The following is a 16544-nucleotide window of genomic DNA, read 5'->3' as shown; positions in this document are numbered from 1 at the left end:
ATGGATTTCCAATTTACACATTATCAAGGCAATGTATCCGTAAAATGTTCAATGGAACACATTGCCCTTGCTAACTGGTTCAATACAGAAGTGCGGTCAAATTCAGACAAGATTTTAACCGCACTTTCCTCTGCAAAATCACTTATTGAAAATCAAGAAAAAATCTTAGTCGGTGCGGAATATACGTTATTTTTAAATGCTGATGAAGTAATGGTGCGCGCCAACAATCTCGCCATTGAATCAGATGAAATTTTAGAACAAGATTTCCACTATTATGATGAAGAAAGCCTTGCTTTTTGCGGTACGCAAGATTTTATTCATTTTCTCCAATCTTATGTTGATTTTATTGCTTAACTCACTATGACTTCTCAACACTCCGCTAAAAAATCATCGAAAAACACGCCAAAAAATAACCGCACTTTTAAAGGTTTTTTACTGAAATTTAGCTTCACTGCGCTTGTCTTAACGATTTTTTATGGAGGTTATCTTGATTGGCAAATTCGTTCTAAAATGGACGGTCAAATTTGGCATTTGCCTGCGGAAGTTTATAGTCGCTTAGAAAGTGTTAAAATTGCCGATAATCTCACTTTTGATGAAGTCATTCAAATTTTATTAGATAACGAATATCGCCAAACCACAATGGTAGCCGCCCCTGGCGACTTCAAGTTAGAAGATGATAGCATTGTAGTACTTCGTCGCGCTTTTCCTTTCCCCGATAAAGCAGAACCACAACGAGTTTTACGTTTGCGTTTTAGCAATAATAAGTTATCTCGCATTGAAGATTTAGTCACAGTCAAAACTGTTGATGAATTTCGTCTTGCACCAAAATTAATTGCGATGTTGCAATCAGACAACGAAGATCGTCTTGCAATTCCTTTGCAAAATTATCCCCGTTTATTAATTGATACATTAATTTTAACGGAAGATCGCCGCTTTTATGAACATAATGGCATTAATCCCGTGGGGATTTTACGCGCATTAATTGCCAATATTCGTGCAGGTCAAACTGTACAGGGAGGAAGTACACTCACTCAACAATTAGTCAAAAATTTATTTTTATCGCGTGCACGCACCATTACACGCAAAGCCAACGAAGCCTTGATGTCATTGGTGCTAGATTGGCGTTACGATAAAAACCGCATTCTCGAAACCTATCTCAATGAAATTTATCTCGGACAAAATGGCGATACGCAAATTCACGGTTTTGAATTAGCCAGCCAATTTTATTTTGGTCGTTCGATTCGTGAAATTAGCTTAGATCAAATTGCCCTTTTAGTGGGGATGGTCAAAGGGCCTTCACTTTATAATCCGTGGCGAAATCCGCAAAACGCACTCGAACGTCGCAACATTGTTTTAAAGCTAATGCTTGAGCATAAAATGATCGGCGATGAACTTTATCAATTATTAAGTCAGCGACCTTTAGGTGTGCAAAAGAAAGGGCAAATCTCGCGTAAATACCCTGCGTTTATTCAAACTTTACAAGCAGATTTACGCCGTGAACTGGGCGAACACAAAATGTCGAGCTTACTTGGCGCACGTATTTTTTCCACAATGGATTTAAAACAACAGACTCAAGCGGAAAATGCCGTGGTCAATACCGTTTCGCAATTACAACTGAAAACGAAAAATCCCCATTTAGAGGGGGCGATGATTATAACGGATTATCGCACAGGCGAAATTCGTGCAGTGGTTGGCGGTTTGCAAACGCAATATGCAGGCTTTAATCGTGCATTAATGGCAAAACGTCAGATTGGTTCTTTAGTAAAACCTTCTATTTATTTGACCGCACTTTCTAATCCAGAACAGTTCCGTTTAAATACCCTAATTAATAACCAGCCAATTACGATTAATTTCAAAGGTAGCCCACCTTGGCAGCCACGCAACTATGACAAAAAATATAGCGGTTCGGTAATGTTAATGGATGCCTTAGCCCGTTCTTTAAATATTCCGACAGTGAATATTGGAATGAAAGTCGGCTTGAGTAAAGTTATTGACACACAAAAAGCGATGGGCTGGGATAATGTAGAAATTCCTAAAGTGCCTGCGATGTTACTCGGTTCTTATACCATCTCGCCTTATGATGTCACAAAACTTTATCAAACTATTGCCAATCAAGGGGGGAGAATTTCGCTCACAACCGTAGATACCATTGCGGATCGTCAAGGAAATATCATTTATCAACATGATAAAACCGCAAAACAAGTGGTAGCACAAGAAGCGGCATTCCAAACCTTATTTGCGATGCAACAAACTGTTGAACGAGGCACTGCACGTAGTTTGCAAAAAGATTACGCTGATTTACATTTAGCAGGCAAAACAGGCACAACCAATGAAGCTCGCGATACGTGGTTTGTGGGAATTGACGGAAAAAATATCAGCACAGTTTGGCTTGGTCGCGATGATAATGGCGAAACAAAACTGACTGGGGCTTCTGGCGCATTGCAAATTTATAAAGATTATTTAAACCGTACGAATATTGAAAAATTAGCAATTACGCCTCCTGCAACAGTGAAATGGGTGGGGATAAATCAATACGGTGGCTGGGATTGTGAGAGTTATCGAACAATTCCTGTTTGGCTAAATAATGGTCAGAATTTCCGTGGAGAAATATCATCTCCCTCTCTCACGCCAACAACTGAAACAGAAACACCACCACAAGAAAGCCTGTGGGACGTATTGGATAATCCCAATCCACCCGCTCAATAATTAATAGGATTTACTGAATTTCCAATAATAAACATTTTACCCCCTATACTTCCCCTGAAATTTCAGGGAATTTTTATTTCTTTTTAAAAATAGCAAACGTTTGCTTTATTTGCATTAAAAGTGCGGTATAATATTCGCCAGTTTTTTTCATACAGGTGCAAAAGGATGACACAACAATCCCTCACGCTAAGTCTAAAAAAAATCTATTCAGGTAAAGTACGTGATCTCTATGAAATCAATGATAAACGCATGCTAATGGTTGCTTCTGATCGCTTATCTGCCTTTGATGTTATTTTAGATGATCCCATTCCACGAAAAGGTGAAATTCTGACGCAAATTTCCAATTTTTGGTTTAATAAACTTGCTCACATTATGCCCAATCATTTCACTGGCGACAGCGTTTATGATGTACTACCCAAAGAAGAAGCGGATTTAATCAAAGATCGTGCCGTCGTGTGTAAACGTTTAACCCCGATTAAAATTGAATCTATTGTACGTGGCTATTTAACTGGCAGTGGTTTAAAAGATTACAAACAAACAGGCACGATTTGCGGTTTAAAATTACCTGAAAACTTAGTTGAGGCCAGCAAATTACCCGAAGCTATTTTCACACCATCAAGCAAAGAAGAAGTTGGTAATCACGATATAAATATCAGCTATACAGAATGTGAAAAACTTATCGGCTCTGATTTAGCCGCACAAGTAAAAGAAAAAGCTATTGCACTTTATACCACGGCTGCAGAATATGCACTGACTAAAGGAATTATTATTTGCGACACAAAATTTGAATTTGGTTTAGATGAAAATGGCACGCTCACTTTAATGGACGAAGTATTAACACCAGATTCTAGCCGTTTTTGGTCTGTGGATACTTACCAAGCAGGAACAAATCCTCCATCATTCGATAAACAATTTGTACGCGATTGGTTAGAAAATAGCGGCTGGAATAAACAAGCCCCCGCACCAAAAGTGCCAGAAAATATTATTCAGAAAACCGTTGATAAATATCAAGAAGCACTGGATTTATTAACAAAATAGAAATCAAAATCCCTGCTTTTTACAGCAGGGATTTTTATGCATTATTACAAATAAAGATTTTTAGCCTTAATGCATAAAATACTAGACAAACAGGAAAAGTGCGGTTATATTTTATCGATTTTTTATTCACAAAAATCGATTATTTATTCAATCCTAATTATTAGTAAGGAAAATATATGTCAAATACTATTTTACAGAGCTTACCTAAAGGTCAAAAAGTGGGAATCGCTTTCTCTGGCGGCTTAGATACCAGTGCAGCATTACTTTGGATGCGTCAAAAAGGTGCTGTACCTTATGCCTACACTGCCAATTTAGGGCAACCCGATGAAGACGATTACAACGCAATCCCTAAAAAAGCAATGGCGTATGGTGCAGAAAATGCGCGCTTAATTGATTGCCGTGCACAACTTGCTCACGAGGGTATTGCCGCAATTCAATGTGGCGCATTCCATATTTCGACAGGCGGCATTCCCTACTTTAACACCACACCACTTGGTCGTGCAGTAACAGGCACAATGCTTGTTGCAGCAATGAAAGAAGATGATGTAAACATTTGGGGCGACGGCTCAACTTTCAAAGGGAATGATATTGAGCGTTTCTATCGTTATGGCTTATTAACAAACCCTAATTTAAAAATTTACAAACCTTGGTTGGATGCACAATTTATTGAAGAACTTGGCGGTCGTTTAGAAATGTCTCAATTCCTTATTGAAAATGGTTTTGACTACAAAATGTCCGTTGAAAAAGCCTATTCCACTGATTCCAATATGCTCGGTGCAACCCACGAAGCAAAAGACTTAGAACAATTAAGCACAGGAATGAAAATTGTGAAACCAATTATGGGGGTCGCATTTTGGGATGACAATGTAGAAATTAAACCTGAAACAGTCACAGTTACTTTTGAAGAAGGCGTCCCTGTGGCATTAAACGGCAAACATTTTGATAATGCAGTTGATATTATTCTAGAAGCCAATCGTATTGGTGGGCGTCACGGTTTAGGAATGTCTGACCAAATCGAAAACCGTATTATTGAAGCCAAATCTCGTGGTATTTATGAAGCACCGGGGATGGCATTATTGCATATTGCTTACGAACGTTTAGTCACAGGTATTCACAATGAAGATACCATCGAACAATATCGTATTAATGGCATCCGTTTAGGTCGTTTATTATATCAAGGTCGTTGGTTTGATCCGCAAGCGTTAATGTTGCGTGAAACAGCTCAACGTTGGGTGGCAAAAGCAATTACAGGCACTGTAACCCTTGAACTTCGTCGTGGTAACGACTTCACTATCTTAAATACCGAATCACCAAACTTAACCTACGAAGCAGAGCGTTTAAGTATGGAAAAAGTGGAAGATGCGCCATTTGATCCTATTGATCGTATCGGTCAATTAACAATGCGTAATTTAGATGTGTCTGATACCCGAGGTAAACTTGGTATCTATGCGCAAACAGGTTTATTAAACGCAGTTAAAGATTCCGTATTGCCACAATTAGGCAAAAAATAAATCATAAAATAAAATCTGCATTTCAATGACTGATATTTAACATCATGAAATGCAGATCCTTTCACAAAAATAGTAGTTAGCTAAAAAAACTAGAAATATAAGAAATAATCGTTTTTCCACTTAATATTGCCATAATAATCACAACAAACCAGCCTGAAAAAGCTAAAAAAACAGGGTGTTTATAAGTGCCAACAATATCGCTTCGATAAGCGGCTAACAAAATTAATGCCAATGCAATCGGCAGTATTAAGCCATTTAATGTTCCCACAAAGACTAATACAGCAGCAGGTTTTCCCACTGTCACTAAAACAACGGTAGAAATCACAATAAAGGCAATAATCCAACGATTACGATTGCGTTCAATAGTTGGACAAAGGGTCGTTAAGAAAGAAACTGAAGTATAAGCCGCACCAATAACCGATGTAATAGACGCTGCCCAAATAACTACCCCAAATAACACTTGACCAAAATTGCCTGCTACATATTCAAAAGGCGTTTCAGCTGGATTTTTAGGATTAAGAGACACACCTTTTGACACCACGCCAAGTACCGCAAGAAATAATACAATACGCATCGTTGAAGCAATTAAAATGGCTGAAACAGAACTACGGCTCACTTCAGCTATTGCTTTTTCGCCTTGAATGCCAGCATCTAATAAGCGATGCGCGCCTGCAAAAGTAATATAACCACCTACGGTTCCCCCCACTAATGTAACAATAGCAATGGGATCAATTTGTTCTGGAATAAAGGAATGATATGCCGCTTCAGCCACAGGCGGTTCAGTTTTAAACATTACATAAAACGTGAGTGCGACCATAATAAAGCCCATTAATTGTGCAAAACGATCCATTAATAAGCCCGCTTCTTTACGCAAAAAAATCAAAATAGCAATAATACCGCTAATCGCTGCGCCTATTTCTGGTGCTATGCCAAAAATAGAATTTAAACCAAGCCCCGCACCGCCAACATTACCAATGTTAAAAGCCAGTCCGCCCATCACAATCAGCGCAGCAAGAAAATACCCTGCTTTCGGAAAAACCGCATTAGAAATATCTTGCGCGCGTTTGCCAGACACAATAACAATTCGCCAAATATTAAGTTGAGCACCAATATCTAACAAAATTGATAATAAAATAACAAAGCCAAAACTCGCTAATAAAGTATTGGTAAAGGTTGCGGTTTGAGTTAAAAACCCGGGCCCAATGGCGGATGTCGCCATTAAGAAAGCCGCCCCTAAAACCGCATTTCGTCTGTGAGTAATTGATGCCATAAAGCACCTCCATTGTTAAGTTGATGTTATGTGTTTATTCGGCTTATGCCGTTATTTTGATATGATTTTTTTCTAATTCTTCCACAATGCGTTTAGCAAATTGCAAAGAATGTTGATTATCGCCGTGTAAGCAAATACTTTCTGCTTTTACAGGCACGAGGCTTCCATCAATGGCATTGACTTGCCCCTTTGTTACCATTTGTAACACTTGTTGAATAGCTTCCTTATCAGATTTTACCATTGCATTTGGTTGAGAACGAGGCACTAAACTCCCATCAGGCATATAATGTCGATCGGCAAACACTTCAGAAATAGTTTGCAACCCTTCTTCCTCTGCGATACGCAACATTAAACTACCCGCTAACCCCATTAATTTCAAATTCGGATCAAATTGATAAACAGTTTGTGCAATTACACGCGCTATTTTTTCATCTTTTGCCGCTTGGTTATATAACGCACCGTGAGGCTTAACATAACTAATTACCGCCCCCTCGCCATCACAAATTGCTTTTAGTGCACCTAATTGATAACGCAAATGTGCGATTAATTCCTGTAAAGACAACGCCATTGCCGTACGACCAAAATTTTCTCGATCAGGAAAACTAGGGTGCGCACCAATACGCACCTTATTTTCTTTCACAAATTTGACCGCACTTTGCATTTCCTTTGCGCCCCCAGCGTGTAAGCCACAGGCAATATTTGCAGAAGAAAGCAACTGCAACAAACTTTCATCAAAAGGAAAACCCTCTGCAATATCTGCATTTAAATCAATTTTTTTCATCAACAATTCTCCTAATTTGATCAAGGTATATTTCATTTTTACGGCGTAATTTAGCAGCCTCTTGTAAGCTAACCGCTTCAAATTTAATCGTTGAACCTAAACGCACCTGTGCCAAAGCCCCAAGATCGGCATCAATCACATTAGCAATTTTAGGATAACCACCTGTGGTTTGTGCATCCGCCATCAAAATAATAGGCTGACCACTTGGTGGAACTTGCACACTACCAAACTGAATGGCGTGAGATAGCATTTCCAACGGCTGCTTTAATTCTAATGTCTGACCTTGAAAACGATACCCCATACGATCACTATTACTTTGCAACGTCCATTCATTTCGCCACCAATGATACTGGGATTTTCGTTTAAACGCCTGATATTCAGAAGATGGCAAAGCACGAATAACATCGCTAAGCGGAATCGGCGCAACACCAATTTCGCTACGCAAAATATGATCATTTGCCGTTTGTAGCTGATCGCCTGTCTGCAAACAACGTCCCTCAATGCCCCCTATTTTCGCTCTCAAATCCGTACTACAAGAATTCAATGCTTGAGGCAAAACAAAACCGCCTTGAACACATAAATAACCATACATTCCAATTTTTGCACGGGTCATTTTTAATATTTGACCGGCACGTGCTTGATAACGCCAATAAGCAAAAACAGGCTTATCATCTAACGTCATTTCATAAAAAGCACCAGTCACACAAAAATTCATATCTTGCTGAAATTGCAATGTAATGCCGCCTAAAGGCACTTCAATAGCAGGAACATTCTCTGCATTGCCCAATAAAATATTGCCTGCACGTAAGGCTAATTTATCCATTGCCCCACAATGGCTAATACCAAATCGGCGTAAACCAAAACGTCCTAAATCTTGAATAGTCGCACGGGATTGCACATCAAGCACATCAATCATAGTTCAATCCCTTCCACAATAAATTTCACAGTATCGCCAGCTTGTAATAAGGTTGGTTGCACTTGATTTTTATCAAAAAGTGCTTGCTTAGTATAACCGATCAACTGCCACCCACCTGGCGAAGAAAAAGGATAAATCCCCGTTTGCACACCACCAATACCAACAGAACCAACAGGAACAACCGTTCTTGGCGTGGCACGGCGTGGCGTGTGTAAGTTTTCAGGTAAACCACCCAAATAAGGAAAGCCTGCTTGGAAACCAATCATATACACAGTATAAATAGGCTCACTGTGCATCTGAATAATCCGCTCTGGTGTTGTCTGATGAAATTTCGCTACATCAGATAAATCCTGACCTCGCTCTCCCCCATAAATAACAGGAATTTCAATATGGCGTCCTTGAAAATCCGATACTTTCAATTCAGCCCAAAGTTGTTCTAAACGTTGCACAAGCGGCTTAAAATCTACGAAAAAATCGGTAAAAACCGTAAGATTATTCATTCCCAAGACAACTTCTACAATATCTTGTTCTGATTGCAATTGACGAGCGAATGCCCATAATTGGCGTTGTTGTTGAATGGAAGCTGGGGGTGGCAAAGAGCAAACCACCGCCGACTCACTGATCGGAACGATATTCATAATATACCCTTTATATGATGTTATGTAATTTGTTATTTTTTTGTTACAGATCTCTTTTAAAGGATATTTATAGGTTTTGTCAAGTCTTTATTTTCATCTTTTAATTCAATTTAAAAACACCGCACTTTAACCATCAAAAGGAAATTTAGCACAAATTCATTTGGTTGAAACGATACATAATAGCCACCCATAAAAAAGCGGCAAATGCCGCTTTTTAAGAGAGATAATCCAAACTTTACCACTGGTAACCAACACCTGCTGCAACGCCTGTTTTACCTTGACTATTGGTTGTGCCTGACAAGCGAATAATCACTTTGCCATTATCGGAAATTCTTGATACCCCGATAGCTAAACCATTTTGACCTTGATAACTACTTCCCGCAATAGCAACCATTGATTTACCTGGCATAATAGCTTGTGGTAACTGTGAAGCCGCTAATGCACTTGCTGTACCTGCATCTGCACGTTTGCCCACTTTATTCACTTTGCCCTCAAGATTATTCACTTGTCCAGCAAGGTTTGTTACCCCTTTTGCCACGGCATACAACTGACTTCCGTTAATCGCATCGGTTGAAGTAGCAGAGATTTCGCCTGCCGCGACGTTTTGGATACGTCTTTCTTCGCCGCTTGCACCGACAGAAACCGCACCGTGCGCTGTCGCACCGGCAAAGCCTTTTACCGTACCTGTTGCGCCAGCAGTTGTAGTGTTACCCGCCGTGCCGTCGGATTTCAGGTTTTTACCCTTATCTTTTGTCGCAGTTGAAGCATTACCGAGATAAACAGAATTTTCAACTGTAGCCCCTAACGCTTTAGGAACGGTAACGGTAGTATCTTTACCATCTTTGTCCTTAACGGTTACGGTTTCAGTATCAACGTCCCCATTGGCTTTATATTTCACATTAACTCCATTACCCAACACAAACGTGTTTTTAGAAGTAATACGGTTATCGTTACCGAAAGCGTAGCTGCCGTTTGCACCATCTTCGATGTAGTTCGGATCGCCGAATGCACCAGATTTTTCCGCATTCACAACGTTGCCCGTACCAATCGCCACGGTGTTATCGCGTAAGGCTTTTGATTCATAACCGAAAGCGATGGCATTATTGCCTGCCGCATCAGCTTTCGCGCCAATCGCTGTCGCGTATATGCCGCTTGCACTAGAGTCAAAGTCATTGCTTCGTTCCTCTCTACGTTTGGCTGTGCCGTCATTAGAGTGGAAGAACTTAATCCCTTGTTCATTCATATTGTAGATGGCTTCAACCACTGAATTAGTGATGACTTCTTTTCTGCCCTCCACATTATAAGTGGTCAATAATGGCTTACCGTCGTCGCCCACTACAACGTTTTTATAGACTTTAGTCGTACCATCAACTTTATTTTCTACCGTCACATTAGTGATATTCGGAGCTTTATTGCCAGTTAATGCAAAAATCTGTCCGCCGTTTACTGCCTGTTTGCTATTTGGAGAAATATCGCCATTAGCCACATTATTAATCACAACACCTTTACCTTTCGATTGATCATTAGGATCAAGGCTGACAACGTGTTTTTCATCGGTAGTAATGCCTGCAACCTTAGTAGTATCAACAGCTTGATTTTTATCAACGTCGCCTTTGTCGTTGGTGTAATACCACTTATCCGCACCATTTTCGGTTACTTTCACAACTTTCTTACCGTTTGCATCCACGTTACCAAGTGTCACTTCTTTGTTACTTACCGTACCATCAGTATTCACTTCATACCATTTATCGCCATTTTTAACGATTTTCTTACCGCTCGCATCGGTGTTGTAGATTTGCGTTAAAGGCAATTCCACATCGGTTTTCACAAAGGTTGTGGTTACTTTTTCGCCGTTTGCATCGGTGCTTTCCACCGTTGCCGCGCTCACTTTGGTATTTAAACCATCAGCAAAACGGACTTTATCGTGGGCATTTACAGTTTCCGTTGTATCCGCAGATAAGGCTTTTGTTTTATCATCAAACGCCGCTTTCGCTTTTTCTGCATCAGCCAAACCAAGCTCAAAGCCTGATTTCGAAATCGCATCTGCCACTTGGTTACCTGTTACATAGCCAGAACCTTTGTTGGTTAGGGTAACAGCGGTATCACTACCGTCAGCAGAAACGACTTTGCCACCTTTATTTTGATATTTCGCAGCAACTGTATTGCCAGCTGTCACTTTCGGCTTACCAGTTGTTAAGTCAATATCCTCTTTACTATAATACTTATCGCCAACTTTAACCAAGTTCGTTTCCGTACCATCAGCATTCTTAACGGTAAATTCATTCGATTTAACCACTTCGCCTTTAGCCAATTCAAAGGTAATTTCACGCGTACCGTCACCTAGTGTTTTACCAGAAACGCTAATACCGTTACTGCCTTTGAAATTAACCTTATCGGCATTTCTCACTTGGTCATTATAGCTATCGCCTGCAGAAATCTGCCAGCCCAAGTTTTTCAAATCGCCCACAGTTGCCGCATTGCTTGATGTTGAATTTGCCAAGTCTGCCAATCCTACATTGCCTTTAGCCACTTTAACAGAAGCTGTACCATCCGTTGGTGCGGCATTATTTGCCCCCACTTTATCTTTCGGATAATACTTACCATCATTTGCCAATGCTAATTCCGTACCATCTGCAGCTTTCGCTGTCTTAGGTAAATCAAAGGTTTTCGCACCATTTGCAAGATTGCCTAAAGCTGTTGGCTTATTGCCTGCAGTTGGATTATTACCTGCAGTTGGGCTTACCAAATTCACACTTAATTTACCAACTTGTTCATCAGTCAATGCAGTTGCTGACGGCTCGCCTTTGTCATCTAAAGTGTAGTATTTATCCCCCACTTTACTTACCGCTTTGCCATCTTCTGTCGTATATTGAACAGGCAAGCCTGTCACATCTGTGCGGACATAAGTATTCGTAACTTTATTACCATCTTTATCCACATCTTCCACAACAGCCGCTTTCACTACAGTATTTTTACCATTTGCAAAACGCACATTGTCATTTGCATTAACACGTTCAAGCGTATCAGCTGATAAGGCTTTGCCACCAGTCGTAAAGGCAGAAACAGCGTCTTTAGCATTTGCCAAGCCTAAATTCCAACCAGACTTCGCAATGGCATCTGCCACCTGTTTACCTGTAACCACACCTTGATTTTGGTTAGTTAAAGTAACGGTATCGCCCATTGTAGTAGTACCATCAGCACCAACGGTTGAGATTTTATCATTCACTTTTTTATATTTAGCGTGAACTTTCTTACCATCTTTCACTTTTGGCTGACCAGTTGCCGGATCAATATCTTCCTCACTGAAGTATTCATCGCCGATCTTCACAAGTTTTTTGCCATCTTGTGTGAGGAATTCATTGTCTTTTAAGACTTCGCCAACATTTACATCATACTTAACCGTAATGTTACCTTGATCATCTTTACTTACAGTCGCCGTAGTTGTCTTACCGTTTTTGAAGTTCACGCTTGTGCCTGATGTAACGGTTTGGGCGTTGTCTTTGGTTAATGCTGTTTCATTATTACCAACAGTTGTCCCCTCGCCAGTGACTTTCCAACCAGCCTTATTCACAGCATCAATCACAGTTTTTGCAGTAACTAAGCCTGTTCCAGTGTCCGTATCAGATGCAGTAGGAGCATTATTATCCTTGCTATCTTGACCTGTCACTAACTTACCGTCTTTTTCTTTGATAACAGAAGTTTTTGCACCGATTTTAACCTTAGTGGTTTTTCCATTATCTTCACTATCTACAGTCACTGTTGTTGTATCTGCACTCGCACTCAAGAACTCAACTGTGTCGTAAGTACGGACAAAATCAACATTTTCTGACTTACCTGTTGCTGAACCAGTTGTAACACCCTTAATATTCCAACCAGCACTCAATACATCTTTCACACTTGCTGCAAGGTTATGATTTTTAACATCTACACCATTTTCAGCTTTTGTTGTTGTGCCTGTGATAGTGTCAGTTAAGGTTGAGCCAATACCTCGTAATTGAATATCAGCAGTACCTTTCGATAACTTCAAGCCGCCATTTTCATTCGTAATATCAACTACATTCGTGCCAGAACCAATCGACAACTTATCACTAAAGGTCGCGGTTTTCGCTTCAAGGTTTTTTGCCAAGTCAAAGGTAATATTTTTTCCATCACGTTTAACTTTCAGGTTTTTACCCGCGTTAAAGGTTAAGGTATCGCCTGCTTTAAGTGCGTCTTCTCCTTCATCTTTCGCATCAGCTTCATCAAGTGCGGTATCTAAATTCGCTGTTTTCACAAAGGTTGCCGCACTGTTAATTGCTTCTGCAACATCTTTTACAGTTGCAACTGATTTATCTGCCTTATCAGCATCTTTTACAGTAACCTTACCACGATTATTTTTAGTTTCAGTAGTTGCATCATCAGCAGGAACTGAAGTATCCACTGTATTAAACTCGCCTTTAGTAACAGAGGCACCATCAGCAGTCACAGTCAATAAGTTGTTAGCATCTTTACTTGCCTTAACTTTAATCTTGCCGTTTTCTTTTTCAAGACCATCGCCAAGATAAGTTTCTTTCACATCTACGGTTACTACATATTTACCGCCATCAGATTTCGCAGATACAGTCGCCGCACCCTTACCTTTGAACTCAACTTCATTGGCGTTTTTAACCGCTGCGTGGAATGGATTATCTTCAACACCGCCGCCATCTTTCGTGGTTTTATCAGCTGAAAGCACCCAGCCCAAGCCCGCTAAATCGCCTACAGTGGCGGCTTTTTTAGCTAGCTCGTTATTTGTTGTAGTACCGCCTGCTGCAGCATTTGCAGCATTAGTTAAATCAACTAAGTCTTTCTTAGCGTAATCAACACTTCCTGCTGTAGGTTGTGTTTGAACCCCGCCATTTGGAGTTGCACCATAAGTTGTTAAAGCACTCGCAACATTGGTAATTTCTTTATTACCCGCTTTAATGCCATCTTTGGTTACGCTGATGGTATTTGCAGTGTTTGTACCTGCACCCGCACCATTCGCTGGTGTAATGGTTAAGCCCTCGTTGGTAATTTGAGTAGTTGCACCATTTGCACCAGCTCCTGTTTTACCTAAAGTAATACTTGTTAAATCACTAAGCGTATCTTTCAGTGAATAAGTAAAGTTCGCACCATCTTGTTTCACTTTTAAGTTCTTGCCAGCTTTAAAGGTTACCGTTTCGCCTGCTTTGACTTCTTGAGCTTTATTATTTGCATTCGGTTCAACTTCGCCACCGTCGTCTTTGCCAGCAACTGCTTTCCAACTTAATTTATTTAACGCATCCGCTAAACCCTCTGCATTAACGAGTTTTTTCTTGTCGGTTTCAGCAGTTGGGGTAGTAACTTTGCCGTCCGCTACAGTAAGTGCGGTCGTATCTGCAACAATTCCTTTAGTCGCATCCACTTTTAAGCCGTCGCCAACTTTCGCTTCGTACTTAACGGTAATACCATTAGCATCTTTAGTCACTGACGCAGTTGTACTATCGCTATTAGCAAAGGTTACATTTGTGCCTGATGTGACAGTTTCAAAGCCGTCTTTACCTGCAGTAGGAGTTCCTGTTGTTTTCACTCTCCAACCACTGCTGTTCACAGCATCAATAACAGCTTTTGCAGTCACTAAGCCATTACCCTCGTCTGCATTATCAGTCGCTGTAGTGCTTACAACATTGTTTGTCTCTTTGTTATCTTTTCCAGTAAATAACTTACCGTCTTTTTCTTTGATAACAGAAGTCTTCGCACCGATTGCAACGTCAGCACCTTTACCATTTGCTTTTTGGGTTACAGTGACTGTTGTTGTTTTACCATCATCTTTAAAGTTTACTGTGTCATACGTCGCTACATAATCAACATTATTATCATTACCTTGAATATTCCAACCTGCACGCAACACATCTTCAATACTTGCTGCATTAGATTTTTTCGCGTCATCAAGACTTAAATCAACGTGTGTAGATTTCGCTCCCGCACTCGCAGGTTCATTTAAAGTGGTTGCAATACCAGTTAAGTGAACATAAGCATCCTTACCTGCCTTACCATTTTGAGCAAAGTTTAAGCCGTCATCCGTACTAGTAATATCCACTTTTGGTGCTGTAGTAGCAGCACCACCAATAGATAACTTGTTACTAAAAGTCGCATTCTCCGTAGTAATATCTTTCGCCAAAGCAAAAGTCACACTCTTACCGTCAAGTTTAGCTTTTAAGTTTTTACCCGCTTTTAAGGTTAAGGTGTCGCCTGCTTTAAGGGATTGGTCTTTAGTATCATCCTTACCTGCAGCATCATTTTCAATGTCTTCATCTGAACTTTGTACTTTCACGAAAGTTGCCGCGTCATTAATCGCTTTAGCAACATCAACCACTGTCGCGACTTTTTTCTTGTCAGCATCAGTTGCTTTTGTAAGGTCTGCCACACCAGTCACAACTACTTTACCGCGATTATTAGTATCCGCACCTTGACCTGCAGCTGCAGGTGCATCGCCATCAGTACTATTCACAGTAAGTGTGACTGTATCTGCAGTGATTTTTTGGTCATCGCCAATCTTCAAGCCGTCGCCAACTTTCGCATCATACTTAACGGTAATACCATTGGTAGCATCGCCAGTTACGACTGCAGTTGTACCATTACCATCAGCAAAGGTTACATTTGTGCCTGATGTGACAGTTTCAAACTTACCAACTTGACCATTAGCACCTGTTGTTTTAATTCTCCAACCGCTCTTGTTCACGGCATCAATCACGGCTTTTGCAGTCACTAAGCCGACACCGGTGTCTTTGCTGTCATCTTCACTAACGGTTGCACCATTATTGGCATCTTTCAGGTCTTTGCCTGTAAACAGTTTGCCGTTGTGGTCTTTTATAACGGAAGTCTTCGCACCGATTTTAACTTCAGTTCTCTTACCGTTTTCTTTGCTATCTACAGTAACAGTCGTGGTTTCTGTATCCGCACTCAAGAACTCAACCGTGTCGTAAGTACGGACAAAATCAACGTTATCAGAGATCGTTATACCAGTTTTAACACCCTTAATATTCCAACCTGCGTTAAATACATCTTGAACACTTGCTGCACGATGTTTTTCTTCATCGGTAATGGTATTGGCTTCTTTTTCTACTTTTGTAGTCTGAGTACCTGCAAGCGTGTCTTGCAAAGTCGAAGCAATGCCGTTTAAGTGAAGCGTTGTATCGTTATTCGCACCCGCAACAGCTTTAGCCAAATTCAAGCCTTTGATGTCGCTTGTGATATTGACTTTATTGCCGTTCTCACCAATCGATAATTTTTTAGTTTCAACACTGGTCAGCCCTGTGAGATCTTTTTTCAGCGAGTAGGTGAAGCTTCTGTTATTGGTGTGTTGTTCGATTTTCAGGTTGTCGCCGACTTTGAAGATGAGGTCGCCCTCTGTTCCTTTTAAATAGTTGATTGTCATTTTTATTTTCTCTTCTCCTATCAGATTTCTTTCGCCCGTGCCTTCTTTATCGGAGGTGAATAGCAACACCAAAGGAGAGCGTTCTACGGGTTCTAAATTTTCATCATCATTGGCAGCACTCGCCTGAACCGTTGCAGAAAACAGCGTTGCCAATACGGCAACCGCCACGGTGGCGGAGGCGCATTTGGTGTGGGTGCGAGTGAGTTCAGATACGACAACCCAAGTTTGAGTCATAACATTCCAAATAACGTTAAAAATTTTGTTCAT

The 16544-nt window shown here is 40.5% G+C and carries 9 protein-coding genes; 4 read left to right on the top strand and 5 right to left on the bottom strand.

Annotated elements, in window-relative coordinates:
* From ACPT8Q_RS05205 to argG, 4 genes are all read left to right on the top strand, one after another.
* Positions 1-354 (top strand): YacL family protein, encoded by a 354-nt coding sequence (locus tag ACPT8Q_RS05205; protein ID WP_061671243.1) that lies wholly within the window; start codon positions 1-3, stop codon positions 352-354.
* Between the two features lie 6 nt (positions 355-360).
* Positions 361-2706, top strand: coding sequence for a penicillin-binding protein 1B (gene mrcB / locus ACPT8Q_RS05200; protein WP_061671244.1), 2346 nt, complete (start codon positions 361-363; stop codon positions 2704-2706).
* A 165-nt stretch (positions 2707-2871) separates the two neighbouring features.
* Positions 2872-3744, top strand: a complete 873-nt coding sequence (locus ACPT8Q_RS05195) for a phosphoribosylaminoimidazolesuccinocarboxamide synthase (protein ID WP_061671245.1) — start codon at positions 2872-2874, stop codon at positions 3742-3744.
* Between the two features lie 176 nt (positions 3745-3920).
* Positions 3921-5255 (top strand): argininosuccinate synthase, encoded by a 1335-nt coding sequence (argG, locus tag ACPT8Q_RS05190; protein WP_061671246.1) that lies wholly within the window; start codon positions 3921-3923, stop codon positions 5253-5255.
* 76 nt (positions 5256-5331) lie between these two features.
* Here the strand turns inward: argG and ACPT8Q_RS05185 are convergent, their stop codons facing one another.
* The 5 genes from ACPT8Q_RS05185 to ACPT8Q_RS05165 form a co-directional block, all read right to left on the bottom strand.
* A complete protein-coding gene (locus ACPT8Q_RS05185) occupies positions 5332-6525 on the bottom strand; it encodes an NRAMP family divalent metal transporter (protein WP_061671247.1) in 1194 nt (397 codons plus the stop codon).
* A 43-nt stretch (positions 6526-6568) separates the two neighbouring features.
* Positions 6569-7306 carry a 5-oxoprolinase subunit PxpA gene (gene pxpA, locus ACPT8Q_RS05180; protein ID WP_061671248.1) on the bottom strand — a complete coding sequence of 246 codons (738 nt, stop codon included), beginning with the start codon at positions 7304-7306 and terminating at the stop codon, positions 6569-6571.
* Complete coding sequence (locus tag ACPT8Q_RS05175; RefSeq protein WP_061671249.1) at positions 7293-8222, bottom strand: 5-oxoprolinase/urea amidolyase family protein; 930 nt, start codon at positions 8220-8222, stop codon at positions 7293-7295. The genes pxpA and ACPT8Q_RS05175 overlap by 14 nt, the downstream gene beginning before the upstream one ends.
* Complete coding sequence (gene pxpB / locus ACPT8Q_RS05170; protein ID WP_061659681.1) at positions 8219-8860, bottom strand: 5-oxoprolinase subunit PxpB; 642 nt, start codon at positions 8858-8860, stop codon at positions 8219-8221. The genes ACPT8Q_RS05175 and pxpB overlap by 4 nt, the downstream gene beginning before the upstream one ends.
* A 235-nt stretch (positions 8861-9095) precedes the next feature.
* Positions 9096-16544 carry a YadA-like family protein gene (locus tag ACPT8Q_RS05165; protein WP_061671250.1) on the bottom strand — a complete coding sequence of 2483 codons (7449 nt, stop codon included), beginning with the start codon at positions 16542-16544 and terminating at the stop codon, positions 9096-9098.

Origin of the sequence: Haemophilus sp. HN_Hi10 (assembly GCF_049821985.1) — a bacterium.
GTDB classification, from domain to species: Bacteria; Pseudomonadota; Gammaproteobacteria; order Enterobacterales; family Pasteurellaceae; genus Haemophilus; species Haemophilus influenzae_D.
This window is presented reverse-complemented; position numbering and strand designations above follow the sequence as displayed.